Below are 17,422 nucleotides of genomic sequence, written 5' to 3' on the forward strand. Positions count from 1 at the left end.
CATTGTAAAATATATTTATTTGATATCAATATCTGCTGAATACACTTTTTCTATTTTTCCTTCAGAAGTTTCAATGAGAAGCGCCCCTTCTTCATTAATGCCAAGAGCCTTGCCGACAACTGTTCCGGATAATGTCCGGGCATGGATCGTTTTGTTTAAACTAATGGAATAGCTTTCCCATAAAAGTTTAATCGGTTTAAATCCATGCTCTAAATATGTAGTATACCATTTTTCTAAACGTTCGAGAAACTTTTGAATGATAAGGGCGCGATGAATTTTCTCTCCCTTTTCAATCGCTATGGAGGTGGCGGTATTGCGAATCGCTTCAGGAAATTCATCAATTTGCTGATTTACATTAATACCGATACCGATGATCACCGAATGCACTTGATCAGCTTCCGCCTCAAGCTCTGTTAAAATTCCGACTGCTTTTTTTCCATTAATCAAAATGTCATTGGGCCATTTAATGGTCGGAGAAAGCCCTGTTGCCTCTTCAATCCCTTCTACGAGAGCAACGGCTGTCAATAAAGTAAGCTGAGGGGTTTTCTGTAAAGGTATGTTCGGCCGCAAAATGATGCTCATCCAAATCCCTGTACCTTTTGGCGAATACCATACTCTAGCCATTCTCCCTCTTCCGCCTGTCTGTTCATCCGCAACTACGAGCGTTCCCTCCTCAGCGCCTTTCTGCGACAATTCATGGGCAATTTTTTGAGTAGAATCAACCGTATCGGAATATACAATGTTTTGTCCTATAAAATCCGTTTCTAGACCTAATTGTATTTCGTTGGCTGTAATTTTTTCCGGCGTCTTGACTATTCTGTACCCCTTTTTTCGCACCGCCTCGAGGACAAATCCTTCCTTCCTCAATTCCTCAATATGCTTCCATACTGCCGTTCTTGAACAACCGAGCAATTCGCTGATTTTTTGGCCTGAAACATAACCTCCATCAGCTTCAGAAAAAGCTGCTAACAGCTTTCGCCTAATTTCTGATTGCAATTTTTTAACCACTCCTTTATTTTGCCGCTATTATTTTCAATCAATCCATTGACAACCTGTTGTTCAACCAGCGTTAAATATTCCTCCACCCATTTGCCCGGCTTTTTCGGCACGATGTTTAAAATGTCATTCCCCGTTACGGCCAATTCTTTTCTAGAATGGATTGGAAGCTGTTCGTACGACTTTTGCAGTTTCTGAATGGCTTCTTCGTTTTTTTCTTTTTGCAGCACCTGCCTTATTCTTTCCAGCTGAAGAGCATCCTCAAGCCCTGTCTTATATAAAAGAAAGGCTGTCCAGTCTTTCTCGAAGAGACAATTGAGCAACTCAAGATGTCTGCATACTTTTTTGATCACCCTTCTAGGAAGCTTCCAATTCCGCATAAATGATTCACCATCATCCGTTTCTAAAACGAATAACAAAACAGTCCAGTATTCTTCCCGCTCACACAAATTATGCATTGGATAGCTGAGCAGCTTGTGCAACTGTTCTTTCTTTTGTTTTAATCCAGGCATATGTTGATAAACATTCGTAAGAGTTAATAGTTGTATCGCATCATTTGCGGAAGCTCCAGCCAGAAGCTTTTCAAATTCAGCAGTTATTCGCTCGATCGATATGTTCTGAAGAAGCTTATGCCAAACGGTTATGGCTTGCATAGTTTTTTCTTCAAGCCGAAAGGACAATTGGCTGACAAATCTTAAAGCGCGCAGCATTCTTAACGCATCTTCGGAAAAGCGTTCATACGGATCTCCCACTGTACGAATCATGCGGTTTTCTAAATCTTCCATGCCATTGACATAATCTAAAATGCGCCCGTTTTTGTCCATCGCCAAAGCATTAATTGTAAAATCGCGCCGCTTTAAATCTTCTTGCAGCGAGCTGACAAAACGGACATATTTAGGTCTTCGATACTCTTCGTATTCCCCTTCCGTCCGAAAAGTCGTCACTTCATACGGCTTTCCATTATGAAGAACAATGACTGTACCATGCTGCACCCCAACATCAATTGTTTTCGGAAAAATTTTTTGAATCTCATCAGGCTTTGCTGATGTGGCAATGTCGATATCCCCGATCTTCCGATTCAGCAATAAATCACGAACAGAACCGCCGACAAAATACGCTTCATGGCCATGCTCATTTAATTGTTCTATAATCGGTATTGCCTCCACAAATTCTGCTTTCATGTTGGAACTCCTTCAGATAGTAATTCAAAATAAATTTGCTCATATGTTGACACAATTTTTTCAGAATGAAATTTTTCTCTGACAAGCAGTATCGCATTTTCTGACATTTTTTGATGAAGTGTTTGATCTTCCAATAAGCGAATCGATTTTTCGGCGGTATCCTCAATATCGCCAAGCTCAACAATATAGCCTGTTTTATGATCTTCAATTACTTCCGGTATGCCGCCGATCCTCGTTCCAATACAGGGAACTCCGCAAGCCATCGCTTCCAATAAAACTAATCCAAAGCTTTCTTTTTCTGACAGCAGCAATTTTAAATCACTGATGGAATACAATTGATCTAAGTTTTCTTGCTTCCCCAAAAACAGCACATGATCTTCCAATTGCAGCTGTTTCACTAATTTCATGACAATCGACACTTCCGGTCCGTCGCCGACCAGCAACAGCTTCGATGGGACTTCCTGTCGGATGAGGGCAAATGCTTTGACGACATCAGGAACTCGCTTCACTTGCCGAAAATTTGATACGTGTATAAGCACTTTTTCATCATCTTGAATCCCGTACTCTCTTTTTAATGAAGGCAAATGTTTTTTATGATAAATTCGTTCATCAATAAAATTGTAAATTGTTTCAATTTCTTTTTTAGGCTCCAATAAATCATATGTTTGTTTAACGAGCGCCTTTGATACGGCTGTAACGCGGTCCGAAGCTTCAATCCCAAATTTGATCGCTATGGAGAGCGTCGGATCATATCCTAGCACAGTAATATCAGTACCATGAAGAGTTGTGACGATTTTTATTTTTCCCCCAACCATTTGTTTAGCCAAAAAAGCGCAAATCGCATGAGGCACAGCATAATGAACGTGCAAAATATCTAAATTTTCCCTCTCAATGACTTCGGCAATTTTGCTGGATAAAGCGAGATCATATGGAGGATATTTAAAAACAGAGTATTGATTTACTTCCACTTCATGAAAATAAATGTTGTGATAAACCTTATTCAGCCTGAATGGCATGCTGGAGGAAATAAAGTGAATTTCATGCCCTCTTTCTGCAAGCAATTTTCCAAGCTCTGTCGCCACCACGCCTGATCCTCCAACAGACGGGTAGCAAGTAATGCCAATTTTCAATTTTTTCATTCATTATCACCAGGAAAGGATATTTTCAAAACTATGATTTCTGCTCAATTTTTCTCGTGGATGATGTTTCTCCATGTAAAATCTCCCCGTTCAAGCCCCTTTACTAATATTTCCGCAGTGCCCATATTGGTTGCCAGGGGGATTGCATACACATCGCATAGGCGGATAAGGGCAGAAACGTCCGGTTCATGAGGCTGGGCAGTCAGCGGGTCGCGAAAAAAGAAGACGGCATCCATTTCGTTTTTCGCGACTAATGCACCAATTTCTTGGTCGCCTCCAAGCGGACCGGATTGGAAGCGCTGAATTTTCAGTCCAGTTGCTTCCTGTATTCTTAAGCCTGTTGTGCCTGTTGCAAATAAATCATGCTTTTCTAATATATGTTTATAAGCAATGGTAAATTGAACCATATCGTCCTTTTTCTTATCGTGAGCAATGAGTGCAATCTTCATATATTTCCCCCTCATTCAATAATGTTTTCCAACCCGTAAACGAGCGTATCGATCTTCATCACGGTTTCAACGGAAAGCTTTACTCCTGACATAAAAGACGCACGATTATAGGAATCATGGCGAATTTTCAGCGTTTGACCGTCACCGCCAAACAAAACCTCTTGATGAGCCACTAACCCCGGAAGACGAACGCTGTGGATATGAATGCCATTCCATTCGCCGCCTCTTGCTCCTTTGATCGTTTCCTTTTCCTCCGGATGTCCTTGCTTTTTATTTCCGCGAACTTCATAAATCATTTCAGCCGTTTTGATTCCAGTTCCAGAAGGTGCATCAAGCTTTTTATCATGATGCATTTCGATGATCTCAACATCAGGGAAGTATCTGGCCGCCATTTTTGCAAATTTCATCATCAGTACAGCTCCAATCGCAAAATTTGGCGCGATAATTGCCCCGATTCCTTTTTCTTCCGCTAATTTTCTCAATTCCTGCAAGTCTTCTTCCTGAAAGCCGGTAGTTCCCACTACAGGGCGGACACCGTGCTCCAGCGCAAGCTTTGTATGTATTTTTCCAACCTCTGGTGTTGTCAAATCAATCAACACGTCTGGCGATGTTTCTGCAAAGCATTGTTCAGGGTTTGTATAGGTGCGGACTTGATCTTGAAACCATTCGCCGTCATTTATTTTGTCTAGTACAGCTGAAAGTGTAAAATGCTCTGTTTCATTTACCAGTTTTACTGCCTCTTGCCCCATGCGTCCTCTTGGGCCGGCAATGACGATCTTAATTTGTTCCATTATTCCATCACCTTTCTATTTTTTTGTCCATCTGTTTCGATCTCTAGTTTGAAATTTATCCATGACGCGATCGTGCGCCTTCTCAAGATCAATGTTTAAAGAATTGGCCAAGCAAATGATGACAAACAATAAATCGCCAATTTCCTCTTCAATTTCTTTCTCTTTCTCGGTTTCTTTTTTTGGCTTTTCCCCATAGTAATGATTAATTTCTCTTGCAAGCTCACCAAGCTCTTCTGTTAATCGCGCAAGCATCGCCAGCGGGCTGAAATAGCCTTCCTTAAATTGGGATATGTAATCATCTACTTCTTTTTGCAGGTCTTTAATTGTTTTACGTTCCATTAGGCAACCACCTCATTTGTCTTCTCTTTCATGTTAGCTAATTCCTTACCATTTGACAATGAAAAGAAATGTCGATTGAATTGTAACATACAATCTGATCCATTATAATTAAAAACATCGAAAAAAAATAGGAGGTGGGAGTTTGTTGCCTTTTAAATTGAAAAACCTCTTTTTTATATTGCTCGGATCCGCTATTTTCTCGTTTGGACTCGTTCATTTTAATATGCAAAACAATTTAGCTGAAGGCGGTTTTACTGGTATTACGCTCCTTTTATTTTTTTTGTTTCAAATCAACCCCTCTATTTCCAATCTTGTATTGAATGTACCCATTTTTTTTATTGGATGGAAGCTTTTAGGGAAGACGACTTTTTTGTATACATTAATTGGAACGATTTCAGTTTCGTTCTTTTTATGGATTTTTCAGCTGCATCCATTTCATATTCCTCTACATGAAGATTTAACATTGGCGGCTCTGTTTGCAGGAGTTTTCATCGGCGTTGGACTAGGGATTATTTTTCGCTATGGCGGAACAACAGGTGGAGTTGATATCATTGCTCGTCTTGTTTATAAATTTTTCGGCATCAGCATGGGAAAAACAATGTTTTTATTTGACGCGTGCGTGATCACTTTATCGTCCATTTTTTATTTATCCTATCGCGAAGCCATGTACACATTAGTGGCTGTTTTTATCGGAACAAGAGTCATTGATTTTATTCAGGAAGGTGCCTATAGAGCAAAAGCAGCGACCATCATATCGGAGAAACATGAGGAAATTGCCGAAAAAATCATGAAGGATATGGATCGCGGAGTGACCATTTTAAAAGGACAAGGTTCGTTTACAAAACAGAATCGGAATATTTTATATTGCGTCGTTGCCAAAAATGAATTTGTCAAGCTGAAACAAGTTATTACAGCTGTCGACCCTCATGCGTTTGTTGTCGTCAGCGACGTTCATGATGTACTCGGTGAGGGCTTTACCCTTGATGAAAATAAAAATCCGATTGAGCACTAACGCGTTTCTTGTCGTCAACGATGTTTATGATGCTCAAGAAGGATTTACCCTTCATGAAAACAAAAACTTGTTTAAGCACTGACAGGGGCTGTCCAGAAAGTCAAATCCCTTTTGAAAACAAAAAATCATAAACATCGATATATCAACGTTTCTAATACATTAAAGGGGGCTGTCAATAAGCCAAAAAACGACTTATTAGACACCCCCGCGCATCTAGTTCTCTTTTCTTTTATCTGTTTTTTCCCCTTTGTATTTTTTCCATCCTGTATAAGCTAGTGCAATAAAAATGACGCTGCCCGTTGTAAACATCACCCATAACAGCGATGGATCTGCTTCGTCGTTTTTGACGCGATCAAAAATGTTTTTTAAGTCTTTTTCGATTTCCATCATATGCTTCTGTCTTGTCTTTTTCGAAATTTCAAAAAACATTTTGTCGTTTACTGCTGAAATATGTGTTTCAATCTTATCAATGTTTTTGCTGTCAACATCAACGGTAAGGCTTGGATAAATAACGGAGTACAGTGACAAAAAACGATTCCACTCATGCTGAAAAGCCGCCCAATCCTCTTTTTCCATTTCCGTTTTTAATTCTGCAAATGTCGTCATGATCGGTTCTTCCATTGTGCTCCAGAGCGGCTGGTGTTCAGACAGAATTGCATCAACAACAAGCCGGAATTGAGTGACTTTGTCGATCCGATCTTCATAGCTCATTCCATCGTTCTCAACGGCATCCAACGCTTTTTCGTAAGAAGCAGAAATGACCCGAAGCTCATTTATTGATAAGCGGTTTTCAACATTATTTTCTTTAAATTCGTTTTCAAGAAATAATAACAGCTGCTTCGCTTCATCAAACTTTTTTTGCTTTGAAAGCTGCCACGCATAATTCGTCATGACATCCAATGTTTCCCAATTGTTTTTTTCTTTTGCATTGATCGGTATTTGAAGCAGGAAAAAAAGCAAGAGAACAATCAACGTACTGATCCATTTTTTCATTCTTGTCCCCCCTATAACTACTAGTAATAGTTATTCAAGAGTGGACAAGAGTAGACCATGTTTCTTACAATTCTTTCAATTCAAATTTGTATGTTTGATTTTTTATAACAAAAAAATAAGCGATCGCAATGGAAATAATACTCAGCCAGAACGTAAAGTAACCGATTAGCGCAGAATATTGATTTAAAACGCTATATTGAGGCATCATATCAAACACGTAATCAATAATTTCATTGTGAAGCGTCCATATGGAGGCCAGCATCAAGTGCTTCATTTCAAACCGATAATACGGTGCATACAACAGCCCTTCTATTGCCATTCCTAAATGGGACAAAATGAGCATCATTCCGTAAATAGATAAAACACCCGTTTCCAAATATACAAAAAGGTTCATGGCAACCGCCCAAATTCCATATTTAAATAGCGTAATCATTGCTAGTGCTTCAAACAATTTAAAATGCTTCCCAACAAGAAACCCAATCAAAACGAAAACAAAGAACAAACTAGCGGTTGGACTGTCAGGAACAAACGCAATAAACTGTGGCGGTGTTTCGGAAAGCTGCTGTTTATACCAAATATAACCATAAATTGTTCCTGCTGTATTGATTAAAAGCATCAAATATAAAAATGATCGCTGCCTTAATACAAAAAATAACCAACCCATCCAAGTTCACTCCTTGGTTTTATTGAATTCGGGGTCATGGATCATGAGACACCCTGTACTATGTATGCCAAGAAAACACTCTTTTTTCATTGCAGAAATGTTCCTTATATTTTGAAGAACTAAATGGTAGGAACGCATTTTTAAAATAAGTTTATCGCCTTCCACAGCAACAATATTCATCCTGATTATCAAGAATAACATTCTCTGTAAATAAGGAAAGCGCTCCTCATCTTTGGTAGAATTTTGTTTGATAAGAACATGACCTACCAAAAAAGAAGCACCTTTAAGGTGAAGTCTACCACACCCATCCACAAAATCAAGACCGAATGTACATCGCTAAATGCAACCAACTTCGGCAGATTCGAAATATTCCTCAAGCACCTCGAAAAATCAAGCCTGAGAAAGCGCTACAGGACTTGCCAGCATCAACGAAACGTCACGCTGCGGAAGATGCCGTCTGTCGTTACTGGAAATGGTACGTCGATGATGAAGAAGGCATGACGGTTGCCTACCAAGCGATCTTCTGGAAGAACCCTCATCGTGTTGAAATCATAATGCCAAACACAGGTGGTGGATGACGGCCAGATGCTCTAAATCTATTCTTTAATACGGATTTCGATACAAACCAATCGTCACCAACCTCGAGTAGGAAGCGCTCAATTTGTGGCGTTTTTACAACAAACGATGTTCCATGGGAAATTACATCAAAGAAGCTAAGTGCATGTTTGCCATGGACTGGATTGCGACTTTCGATTTTGAAGCGAATGAACTTGACTTTCTCATCAAACTGTTTTCCAACAACCGCTATGAGCGGTTTAAACAAGATGACTGTGAACCCGTTCATCGAGCATACAGCACTGCTCGGTTTCACTTAGAATTCTTCCGTTGTACAGCAATGTACGGTACAGCTGTCGAGGAATTCTCAGGTTGATAAAAGATTTTGCTAATCAACAGACCTAGAGGAGAAGCGAAACAAAGATCGTCCGGCTAGAATGAGTTTACCACAATTTCGCATAGGAATACCGAAGCTCTTAACAGTCGGGAGGGAAGACTAACGAGTCATGTGATATGATTCAGCGATGCTAACAATGTACTGTTTGCATACTCTGATATTTTGTCATCTATCATTGTCTACGATGCTGAAAAACACTAAATGATTATTACTATCTAATCCCAATGTTATATTAAGATCATTTCCTTTGGTAAACTGATCATAACACAAGTGAAAAGAAAGGGCGATTCATCACACAGCCTATAAAGGTGAGCGACTTCTCGCCAATTTACGTTAAAAAAGGGGCTTATTGTTGGTACGCAATCTTTAGGATCTTTCTTCATTTTCATGTTTATACCCGTCTGCCCAAAATTCGGCATTTTTTACACCCTGTTTTGTAGAATCATAAGTCGGATCAACACCTTGTTTTTTCTGATTTTCATAGTCTTTTAACGCCCTGATGGCCGGTTTATATAATAATACGAGACCGATTAAGTTCACCCATACCATCAATCCTAGTCCGACATCTCCTAAAGTCCATGCGATATCAGATGTCCGAACCGTTCCGTAAAAGACGGCGGCAAGAAAAACTAACTTTAAAACAATAATCGGTATATTCTTATTTTTTTTCTTAAACAAATATATAATATTTACCTCGGCAATATAATAGTATGCCATTATTGTGGTAAATGCAAAGAAGAATAATGCCACTGCTACAAAGGGGGATCCAAATCCAGGTAGTTGGGAATCGACTGCAATTTGAGTATAAACAGTACCCACTTCAACAGTTTCTCCAATATTGTTTACAAGCAATGATTTTTGATCAGGCTCATACACATTGTAGGAATTTGTAAACAAAATCATAAAAGCTGTTGCTGAACAGACAAGCAATGTATCAATGTAAATAGAAAATGACTGTACGAGCCCCTGTTTGGCCGGGTGGGAAACTTCGGCAGCACTAGCAGCATGAGGCCCCGTTCCTTGACCAGCTTCATTTGAATAAATCCCACGCTTTACACCCCAAGAAATCGCACTTCCTAAAATCCCTCCGAATAATTGATTAGCTCCAAACGCACTAGAGAAAATTAGTTTCAATACACCAGGAACTGCTTCAATATTCATGATAATAATGATAAGTGAAATAAGTATATATCCGATTGCCATAAAAGGCACTACTAATTGAGCGACGTTGGCGATTCTTTTTACTCCGCCAAGAATAATCACTCCCAATAATACAACTAAGATGATTCCTGTTATGGTCGGATCAACGGAGAATGCTTTTTTAAATCCAGAAGAAATGGCATTTGATTGAACACCCGGCATTAAAACACTCATTGCTACAATCGCAGCCACAGCAAAAACCATTCCGGCCCAACGTCGATTTAACCCTTTTTCAATATAATAAGCCGGTCCTCCGCAGTATAGCCCATCCACTTTTTCTTTATAAATTTGGCCAAGTGTCGATTCCACATATGCCGTAGCAGAACCAAAAAAAGCAATTAGCCACATCCAAAATACTGAACCGGGACCACCGTATGCGATCGCAGTAGCTACACCAGCAATATTCCCGGTTCCGACCCGTCCCGATATTGCGATCGACAATGCTTGAAAAGAAGAAATTCCCGACTTGGAACTTTTTCCTTTAAACATTTGCTGAACCATATCTTTGATCAATCGTATTTGAGCAAATTTTGTCATAAATGAAAAAAACACTCCGACTCCAATACAAAATACGATCATCGGCGTACTCCAAAGCCAGCCACTCAATGTTTCAATAAAACCATCCAAAAAAATTCCCCCTTATTTTAATGTTATGAGTAATTATAGCTCAGCATTTATATTTATAATAGATTCTTCATCAATTTTTGTGAAATAACACAAAAAAGAAAATATTTTTGAATTATTTGAAATGAATATTAGTGCTATGCAACCATTTATCAGGATGTTGAACATATTTTCTGTGTGACTAGAATTTCCAGAATTTTAAGTCGTTACTTAACATATGTTTGAAACACATTATAATGTTTATATAGAGAACAAATGTTCACAACAGGTGGATAAGAAAAATCGGCGAGTTACCCGTATGAAATAAACCGTTGTTTTAAATTGTTTATGTGAAACGATATCGTTGTGTCGATGATCGTGAAATATATAATTGGAGCAGCTCAAAATTCAATTATCAAATACACCAATCATGGAATACTTTCAGACACTCTATACCTACACATGAGCAGAGGGCACAAATCATAAAATCAAAACAGTAAACGCCTTAGCATACTGGCTATAGAAACCGGTACCGATTTAGAACACGTGGCTTGTTTAGAGTCTACAGGAGAAACGTATAATAAGCAGGTGTCCTAGCTCTCCTTCTTTATCATTTTGTCAAAAAATAGTGAATGGATAGAAAGCCGTCAACGAAGGCGATTGACCGCCTCCTACTTTTCCATTTACCAGTCTACAAAAGGAAATACAATCGCATCAATCTTGCTAACTTCATTGTTAGTCAGCTTGTCGTTAATTGATTTTACTTTATTTAAAATACAATCGCATCAATCTTGCTAACTTCATTGTTAGAGTTGATTCACAGTCAGTGGAGATAAGACAATAAAAAAGCTTGTAGAGAAAAAATCTTCCTTTCTCTACAAGCTATACAGACAAACACGATGTCAGCTCTTTTTATTTCGATGTAACACTAGAAACAAACTCTGCTAATACTTTCAACTCTTCATCCGTACCTTTAAAGATTCCAGGAGGCATGCTTCCTACGCCTTCTTTAGCAATTTTCGCAACTTCTTCCGGAGACAATCCGTTATCAACTAAAGAAGGTCCAGCCGCTCCGCCTTGCAGGTTATCACCGTGGCAGGAGATACAGCCTTGTTCCTGAAATATTTTGTATCCTTCCGAATTTGTATCAATTTTAGCTTCCGCTTTAATTTTCCCTTGTTCCTCTTTTAATTCCCAGTCCGTTTGCTCAACCGACTCCCATGTTAAATAAACGATGGAAGCTACAGCTAGCAGCATCATTCCTACAGCAACCGGACGCTTATGCGGACGACGTTCTGGCCCGCGATCCAAAAATGGAGCAAGAAGTAGCGCAGAAAATGCCAGTCCAGGTATTACGATTGCACCGATAACGGTATAAGGACCTGATGCATAAGAATATTTTAAAAGCTGGTATAAAAATAAGAAGTACCAGTCAGGAAGCGGTATGTAACCAGTATCCGTAGGATCTGCAACCCGCTCAAGCGGTGACGGATCGGCAACGGTTAAACATAAAAAGCCAATTAAAAAGACCGCGCCAACTAACCATTCTTTTAAAAGAAAGTTGGGCCAAAAAGCTTCAGTTTTCCCTGGGTATTCGGAGTAGTCTTTCGGTATGTTCGGCTTTCTTTCAGCCGACACACGAGAATCTCCAACGAACTTCATACCTTTTCCGCGATGCATTGTTTCCCCTCCTTTGTTAAGCGGTTCGCCACGAACAACTTACTAAAAAAGAATAAACCGGATTTTATAGCGGACCTGAAATCCCTTGTTTGCGAATCATTAAGAAGTGCGCTGCCATTAATCCGAATAATGCAGCAGGCAAGAAAAATACATGAATCGCAAAGAAGCGAGTCAATGTTTGCGCACCGACAATTTCGGAATGCCCTGCAAGCAAAATTTTGACGTACTCTCCAATAAGCGGTGTCGATTCAGCAATCTGCAAGGTAACTTTTGTCGCAAACAACGCTTTCATGTCCCAAGGCAATAAATAGCCTGTCAAACCTAAACCTAGCATAACGAAGAAAATGAGTACACCGACAATCCAGTTAAGCTCGCGTGGCTTTTTGTATGCTCCTTGGAAAAATACACGTAAAGTATGTAAAAACATCATGACGATGACTAAGCTTGCTCCCCAATGGTGCATACCGCGAACAATTTGTCCGAACGCCACTTCATTTTGCAAATAATAGACAGACTCCCATGCATTTTTAATATCCGGCACGTAATACATCGTTAAAAACATGCCAGACAGCACTTGAATCACTGTAACAAAAAACGTCAAACCGCCAAAGCAGTATACAAATGCTGAAAAGTGATGGGCTGGGTTAACATGTTCGGGAACTTCATGGTCTGCGATATCGCGCCATAAAGGGGTGATATCTAACCGTTCATCAACCCAATCATACAATTTGTTGAGCACTTATTACGCCCCCCCTCTTGGTTTAGCTTTTCCTAAATATAAAAATCCATCTTGAATTTTGTACTCATATTCATCCAGCGGAGCAGGAGGCGGTGTTCCAGGGACATTGTCGCCGTTTTTCTCATACAATCCTCCGTGGCAAGGACAGAAGAACCTGTTAGGGTTTGATTTATCCCCGTTCCAGTTTACTGTGCAGCCAAGGTGTTTACAAATTGGAGAAAGGGCAACAATTTCTCCTTTTTCATTTTTATAAACCCACGCGGATTTTGGCTCTTCACTTTCATACCACGCGTCCTTCTGTTTAATGGTAAAGTCAACGCGTGTCGGTTCTTCTTTAATGTCTGATTCCTTTACATTTGTATTAACGAATTCTCCAGCTGATTTCGGCTGCAACACAGGATCTACTGCGAAACGAACCATCGGCATGAGCATGCCTGCAGCCATAAAACCGCCTACACCCGTTAGCGTATAGTTTAAAAATTGACGTCTTGAAACACGGTGTTTATTCTCGCTCATCTTTTTCCCCCCTCTATCTCAAGCTAGTCCATAATGGACATATACAGAAACATATAAAACTAAGACATACTCATGATATATCAATCTTTGTAGAAGGTCAATATAATCATATCGTTAGAATCAAGGGGTTGAAAGGGTTTTTAGGTTCGATTCCAATATTGTAATAAAATGTTCATAATTTGTTCGATTTGGTCCTGAACAACCTTTCGTTTTACATTCTGATCCATATGTTCTATTGGGATTGACGGAATCCATATAAATTCATCACCTTCTTTGCGCCATCTTTCTTCACATGTTAAAAAAATAACATGCTGAAAATGCTGTTTAATCGTATCTTTCCACTTTTTTAACAGTTTATCCAAATCAATGTCGTCATTTTTTAAAGAAACAAACGGAGGTAACAGCATGATCCGCCCCTTTAACTGCCGTTCAAGCTCCTGTGAAACAATCATAATAAAATCTGCTTTTGACGCACTTCTTTTCAGTTCCTCATCAAAAGATACCGATAGGAGAGGAACAACTGCAGTATCAACGTACTCCCTTGATTGAAGAAAAGAATCGATATCAACCATTTGCCATTTCACTGATTTCAGCCCCTATTTTTTATTTTTCCTTACTCATTATAAAACTGATAAGCAATCGAGTAGGAGGGAGCGATTAACTCCCGTCCTCTCACACCACCGTACGTACGGTTCCGTATACGGCGGTTCAATTAAGATAATTGACGCAAGTCTTTATAACTTCCGTGAATAGCTGTTCTCTTTATGCCAGTGGTCACTCCACCCTCCAAGAGATCTCCCACGGGATTCACCGCTTCCTCCCTCAAGTGAGGTACTACGTTTTCTGTGTTCATCATGACTCACTGAATGCCAAGGGCTATTCTCTCTTAATTGTTCGGTCCTTCTTAGTTGTTCTAGACCAACTAATACTATGACCTCTGCTGACTTCTGACTGTTCAGCTATCTATCACTAGATAGGTTACCAAGGTTACTTGGCGTGCCAGCCAGACCTCCCCGGGTAAGAGTGTAATCTTTCCTTCCATCCATCTGCTTCATTTACTCTGTATCACCTTCGGCAGAAAGGGCTTTGTTTTGTCTTGCAAACTCACCCAGTGATACCTAGCCTCATATGAAGTTCGTGTTCCGAGAGACCTTAAAGTTTGCCGCTCGCTTCCTTCAGATTCCGCGTCACCACGGACACCCTTGCGTTAAGCTAACTGCTACTTCTGCCTTCGCAGCTCGGGACTTTCACCCTATAGATTACACCCATGCCGGGCGCACAAGTAAAAAAGCAATGCTATACACATTGCTTAACATCCTAAATTGTTCAATTGTTTTACAAGCTTTCGAAACGCCTCTTCATCGTGAGCATCCAACGCTTCATCAATTAAGCGGAGGAGTTTTTCTTTTTGAAATTTTTTAATTGACTCCTCCAAAATTTTTTCCGCAAGCAGCCGGTCTTTCTCATTTCTTTGCATATCTTTAGGCAAATATGGATTTTCAACTAAAACGGCAGCATATTCCGGGGAACGGTATTGAGCGCGAAAGTTTAACTGGATATACAAGTCTTCATCTTTATTCAAGCGAATATCGTGAAAAGACTTTTCTGCATCTGTTGTCATCACATTTTCTTTATAAAATCTAAACGGAACATCGTCCACACAGTGGGTGGACATGACCATTCCCCTCGGACAAAATTTGGCATGCTCTACAAAGTGGACGTTTTCCATTAATGAATCATGGCTCATTAAATAATTTAATATCCATACGCATTCCCGTCTTTTCAACTGATAATGATTTAAAAACCAGCGAATAAATTCTTTCTTCTCGTTAACAGAAACAGGGGCTTTCATCTTTAACCCTCCTCTGCTTTCCATCTAATTCAAAAATTCAACATAGTTGCCTTGAATTCCTTCCAATTCCGCCTAAAAATTGTCCTCCAATTCAAGCAGCATATTTTCATATTCAATGTTGCCTGGATCAAGCTCCAGCGCTTTTTTAAAAAGCTTCCTAGCCTTTGCCCGCTCCCCTTCTTCAAGCAGAAAATAAGCGTAATTCTCCAAAAATTCCGGGTCTGTTTTAAAATTATTATATGCATTTTCATAATGCTTTAATGCCTTTTCGTACTGTTCGGTGCGATGATAAGCGATCGCTAAATTGAAGTCAAAATGAGGATCATATTCTTCATGTTTTTCTACGATTTCCGTCAACATCTCAATCGTTTCCATATATTTTCCTTGGTTTAACAACACTCCTGAAAGTGTTATGATTGCTTCTACATAACCCGGATCCAGATCCAGCGCTTTTTTTAACAATTTTACTGCATTGTCTACATCTTTGAGCTTTAAGGCAATTTTTCCGCCGAATAAATAAAGCTCTTTATTAAATGGATCCTCCTGCAAACCTTCTTGAACAATTTGAAAACTTTTTTCCACCATCCCTTCCTGTTCATAGCTTTTGGCCAAATATAAATATAGTGAGTGGTAGGTAGTGTCCAATTCCTTTATTCGTTCAAATTGTGCAATTGCTGTTTTTGTCTGGCCTGCATTTAAAGCTGTCATCCCATAAGCGAAATATGTGTCCAAATCCTCTTCTTCCACCGCTTTCTCAAAATAAGCAAGGGCTTCTTCAAATTCACCGCAAGCAGATAAAGACTCGCCAATTCGTTGATGAATATTTACATTCATTATATTTTCAAATTCCTCTAGGACTACTCTATAAAAGTCGATTGCTTGACGATATTTTCCGAGATGAAAATAATGCTCGGCTAATGCGAAATCAATTACTTTCTCTTCAGGCAATCTTCTCTTGGCTTCCTTCAGCTTTTGTTCGCTGACTTCATATAAGCCTTGCAATTGATACAAATCAGCCATAAGAAGAAGGGCTTGCGGATATGATTCATCCTCTTGATCAATTTCATTCAGCAGATCAATCGCTTTTTCTTCATCGTCAAGCTCAATGTATATTTCCGCCAAAAAAAGAGTGATAGCAGATTCATCAGGGTATAACTGTGAGAGCTCCTCGGCTATTTTTAGCGCTTCATCTGTCCTGCCCCATTGAAAATATTTTTCTGCAAGCTCAAACTTTTCTTCATCATTTAACTCTTTTTCAATGGATGAAAGTTTTTTCAATCCTTTTTCCACTTGGCCGCTTTCAACTAATTGAACGGCTTCGCTCATTTTTTTATTCAACCTAAAACTCCCCTTCTAAATTCAGTACTTGTGTATTGGCTGCGAATAAATATTGAAGCGTCCTGGTGCATTCAGTTGCACTTCTTTTCCGAACCCTGGTTTATAAAATATTTGTTCTCCTGCTTTCAAAACGCTTCCGTTGTGAACGATCACTTCTGGGTTATGATTATAATAATCTAGATAATTATTTTCTTCAACTAAATCGATTATCCGAAATAAATTATAATCAACATTGCTTCCACTTAAAATTTCGCCGCGAATCGGATAAAGACCGATTTTCATTAATGCTTCTTTCATAAGTGGGACACCGTTTTCAGGACATTCTTCCAATGATGGCAATTTATATTTTTTTACAATTTGCCGCCATTTGCTTTTCAACTGATGGAAGATGGATTGATCTTCTGAAGAAAAATGGGGAAAAATTGGAGTTTGCTTTGGAAATAAAGTCTCACGAATCCATTCCCATGGAACATCATCAAGCTCAGCAATCTGCTTAATTTCCACAATAATCACAGTAATTTTTTCTCTTTTTAACATTCTGATGATTGAAGGGGTCAGCCGTTCGATCGGGATTTTTGCAGCGATCGCATAATCGATCGGCGAATTCATCATCACTTTGCGAATATGTTTTTTCTTTTCATCCCATTGTCTTTCAAACGGCAAATCAACAGCAGCAATTAAAAAAGTGCAGCCTTTTTGGATCAAATTCTTCACATATAATTTGAATGAATGGCTTTGGTCTAAATATTGAATGTTTTGGTCAAGCATGACAAAGCCCGGTGTCATGAAATAGGGCGATCCATCCATTTTCATAAATCGAAACTGATCTAATTGCTTTTCTTTAAAACGAAACTGATTTCCGTCAACGAGTATTGAGCGCGTCACAATTTGATTGTCTTCCATTAAACGAATTTGATCAATAATATATGCCATTTTCCCACCTCAATAGCTTTTTTAGACAAGCTATGAAAAGGTTGA

19 protein-coding genes are annotated in these 17,422 nt (G+C 39.2%); 3 read left to right on the forward strand and 16 right to left on the reverse strand.

All coding sequences use genetic code 11. The features are described from left to right. Positions 1-15: 15 nt before the first annotated feature. Genes NSQ44_RS11575 through NSQ44_RS11600 form a run of 6 tightly spaced genes read right to left on the reverse strand, consistent with a single transcriptional unit; the run spans position 16 to position 4,895 of the window. Positions 16-996 carry a biotin--[acetyl-CoA-carboxylase] ligase gene (locus NSQ44_RS11575; RefSeq protein WP_340857101.1) on the reverse strand — a complete coding sequence of 327 codons (981 nt, stop codon included), beginning with the start codon at positions 994-996 and terminating at the stop codon, positions 16-18. Next, positions 966-2,177: a CCA tRNA nucleotidyltransferase gene (locus NSQ44_RS11580; RefSeq protein ID WP_340857102.1), complete on the reverse strand. Its 1,212-nt coding sequence runs from the start codon at positions 2,175-2,177 to the stop codon at positions 966-968. The genes NSQ44_RS11575 and NSQ44_RS11580 overlap by 31 nt, the downstream gene beginning before the upstream one ends. Beyond that, positions 2,174-3,316, reverse strand: coding sequence for an N-acetyl-alpha-D-glucosaminyl L-malate synthase BshA (bshA, locus tag NSQ44_RS11585; protein ID WP_340857103.1), 1,143 nt, complete (start codon positions 3,314-3,316; stop codon positions 2,174-2,176). The genes NSQ44_RS11580 and bshA overlap by 4 nt, the downstream gene beginning before the upstream one ends. Before the next feature lie 44 nt (positions 3,317-3,360). Further along, entirely contained in the window at positions 3,361-3,765 is a 405-nt protein-coding gene (mgsA, locus tag NSQ44_RS11590) for a methylglyoxal synthase (protein ID WP_340857104.1), read from the reverse strand. Positions 3,766-3,776: 11 nt separating this feature from the next. After that, entirely contained in the window at positions 3,777-4,556 is a 780-nt protein-coding gene (gene dapB / locus NSQ44_RS11595; protein WP_063388559.1) for a 4-hydroxy-tetrahydrodipicolinate reductase, read from the reverse strand. A gap of 15 nt (positions 4,557-4,571) precedes the next feature. Further along, complete coding sequence (locus NSQ44_RS11600) at positions 4,572-4,895, reverse strand: nucleotide pyrophosphohydrolase (protein ID WP_340857105.1); 324 nt, start codon at positions 4,893-4,895, stop codon at positions 4,572-4,574. Between the two features lie 142 nt (positions 4,896-5,037). Here NSQ44_RS11600 and NSQ44_RS11605 point away from each other — a divergent pair, with 142 nt between their 5' ends. Further along, the gene (locus NSQ44_RS11605) at positions 5,038-5,907 is read left to right on the forward strand and encodes a YitT family protein (protein WP_094246122.1); all 870 of its coding nucleotides are present in this window, start codon (positions 5,038-5,040) and stop codon (positions 5,905-5,907) included. Positions 5,908-6,120: 213 nt separating this feature from the next. Here NSQ44_RS11605 and ypjB read toward each other — a convergent pair whose 3' ends face one another. Both ypjB and NSQ44_RS11615 read right to left on the reverse strand, forming a co-directional pair. Then, positions 6,121-6,900: a sporulation protein YpjB gene (gene ypjB / locus NSQ44_RS11610; RefSeq protein WP_340857106.1), complete on the reverse strand. Its 780-nt coding sequence runs from the start codon at positions 6,898-6,900 to the stop codon at positions 6,121-6,123. Positions 6,901-6,964: 64 nt separating this feature from the next. Further along, a complete protein-coding gene (locus NSQ44_RS11615; protein WP_066251898.1) occupies positions 6,965-7,564 on the reverse strand; it encodes a DUF1405 domain-containing protein in 600 nt (199 codons plus the stop codon). 326 nt (positions 7,565-7,890) lie between these two features. Between NSQ44_RS11615 and NSQ44_RS11620 the strand changes: the two genes are divergently transcribed. Continuing rightward, the gene (locus NSQ44_RS11620; protein WP_340857107.1) at positions 7,891-8,142 is read left to right on the forward strand and encodes a hypothetical protein; all 252 of its coding nucleotides are present in this window, start codon (positions 7,891-7,893) and stop codon (positions 8,140-8,142) included. An 83-nt stretch (positions 8,143-8,225) separates the two neighbouring features. Then, on the forward strand, positions 8,226-8,495 hold the full coding sequence (locus tag NSQ44_RS11625) for a hypothetical protein (protein WP_340857108.1): 270 nt from the start codon (positions 8,226-8,228) through the stop codon (positions 8,493-8,495). A 387-nt stretch (positions 8,496-8,882) separates the two neighbouring features. Here NSQ44_RS11625 and NSQ44_RS11630 read toward each other — a convergent pair whose 3' ends face one another. From NSQ44_RS11630 to NSQ44_RS11665, 8 genes are all read right to left on the reverse strand, one after another. Then, the gene (locus NSQ44_RS11630) at positions 8,883-10,343 is read right to left on the reverse strand and encodes an alanine/glycine:cation symporter family protein (protein ID WP_340857109.1); all 1,461 of its coding nucleotides are present in this window, start codon (positions 10,341-10,343) and stop codon (positions 8,883-8,885) included. A gap of 888 nt (positions 10,344-11,231) precedes the next feature. Then, positions 11,232-11,999: a menaquinol-cytochrome c reductase cytochrome b/c subunit gene (locus tag NSQ44_RS11635; RefSeq protein ID WP_340857110.1), complete on the reverse strand. Its 768-nt coding sequence runs from the start codon at positions 11,997-11,999 to the stop codon at positions 11,232-11,234. Positions 12,000-12,063: 64 nt separating this feature from the next. After that, a complete protein-coding gene (gene qcrB, locus NSQ44_RS11640) occupies positions 12,064-12,738 on the reverse strand; it encodes a menaquinol-cytochrome c reductase cytochrome b subunit (protein WP_063388568.1) in 675 nt (224 codons plus the stop codon). Positions 12,739-12,741: 3 nt separating this feature from the next. Next, positions 12,742-13,254, reverse strand: coding sequence for a ubiquinol-cytochrome c reductase iron-sulfur subunit (locus NSQ44_RS11645; protein ID WP_340857111.1), 513 nt, complete (start codon positions 13,252-13,254; stop codon positions 12,742-12,744). 140 nt (positions 13,255-13,394) lie between these two features. Further along, on the reverse strand, positions 13,395-13,838 hold the full coding sequence (locus NSQ44_RS11650; RefSeq protein WP_340857112.1) for a YpiF family protein: 444 nt from the start codon (positions 13,836-13,838) through the stop codon (positions 13,395-13,397). A gap of 725 nt (positions 13,839-14,563) precedes the next feature. Then, positions 14,564-15,106, reverse strand: a complete 543-nt coding sequence (locus tag NSQ44_RS11655) for a ReoY family proteolytic degradation factor (RefSeq protein ID WP_066251907.1) — start codon at positions 15,104-15,106, stop codon at positions 14,564-14,566. Between the two features lie 72 nt (positions 15,107-15,178). Then, positions 15,179-16,444: a tetratricopeptide repeat protein gene (locus NSQ44_RS11660; protein WP_340857113.1), complete on the reverse strand. Its 1,266-nt coding sequence runs from the start codon at positions 16,442-16,444 to the stop codon at positions 15,179-15,181. 21 nt (positions 16,445-16,465) lie between these two features. Then, on the reverse strand, positions 16,466-17,377 hold the full coding sequence (locus NSQ44_RS11665; RefSeq protein WP_340857114.1) for a hypothetical protein: 912 nt from the start codon (positions 17,375-17,377) through the stop codon (positions 16,466-16,468). Positions 17,378-17,422: the final 45 nt, after the last annotated feature.

Origin of the sequence: Aeribacillus sp. FSL M8-0254 (assembly GCF_038008845.1) — a bacterium.
GTDB lineage: Bacteria > Bacillota > Bacilli > Bacillales > Aeribacillaceae > Aeribacillus > Aeribacillus composti.

What these genes read in the sequence shown, in the direction of transcription:
- NSQ44_RS11580 (WP_340857102.1), bottom strand. Translation starts at nt 2,177, where the DNA reads ATGAAAGCAGAATTTGTGGAGGCAATACCGATTATAGAACAATTAAAT.
- bshA (WP_340857103.1), bottom strand. Translation starts at nt 3,316, where the DNA reads ATGAAAAAATTGAAAATTGGCATTACTTGCTACCCGTCTGTTGGAGGA.
- mgsA (WP_340857104.1), bottom strand. Translation starts at nt 3,765, where the DNA reads ATGAAGATTGCACTCATTGCTCACGATAAGAAAAAGGACGATATGGTT.
- dapB (WP_063388559.1), bottom strand. Translation starts at nt 4,556, where the DNA reads ATGGAACAAATTAAGATCGTCATTGCCGGCCCAAGAGGACGCATGGGG.
- NSQ44_RS11600 (WP_340857105.1), bottom strand. Translation starts at nt 4,895, where the DNA reads ATGGAACGTAAAACAATTAAAGACCTGCAAAAAGAAGTAGATGATTAC.
- ypjB (WP_340857106.1), bottom strand. Translation starts at nt 6,900, where the DNA reads ATGAAAAAATGGATCAGTACGTTGATTGTTCTCTTGCTTTTTTTCCTG.
- NSQ44_RS11615 (WP_066251898.1), bottom strand. Translation starts at nt 7,564, where the DNA reads ATGGGTTGGTTATTTTTTGTATTAAGGCAGCGATCATTTTTATATTTG.
- NSQ44_RS11620 (WP_340857107.1), top strand. Translation starts at nt 7,891, where the DNA reads ATGTACATCGCTAAATGCAACCAACTTCGGCAGATTCGAAATATTCCT.
- NSQ44_RS11635 (WP_340857110.1), bottom strand. Translation starts at nt 11,999, where the DNA reads ATGCATCGCGGAAAAGGTATGAAGTTCGTTGGAGATTCTCGTGTGTCG.
- NSQ44_RS11645 (WP_340857111.1), bottom strand. Translation starts at nt 13,254, where the DNA reads ATGAGCGAGAATAAACACCGTGTTTCAAGACGTCAATTTTTAAACTAT.
- NSQ44_RS11655 (WP_066251907.1), bottom strand. Translation starts at nt 15,106, where the DNA reads ATGAAAGCCCCTGTTTCTGTTAACGAGAAGAAAGAATTTATTCGCTGG.
- NSQ44_RS11665 (WP_340857114.1), bottom strand. Translation starts at nt 17,377, where the DNA reads ATGGCATATATTATTGATCAAATTCGTTTAATGGAAGACAATCAAATT.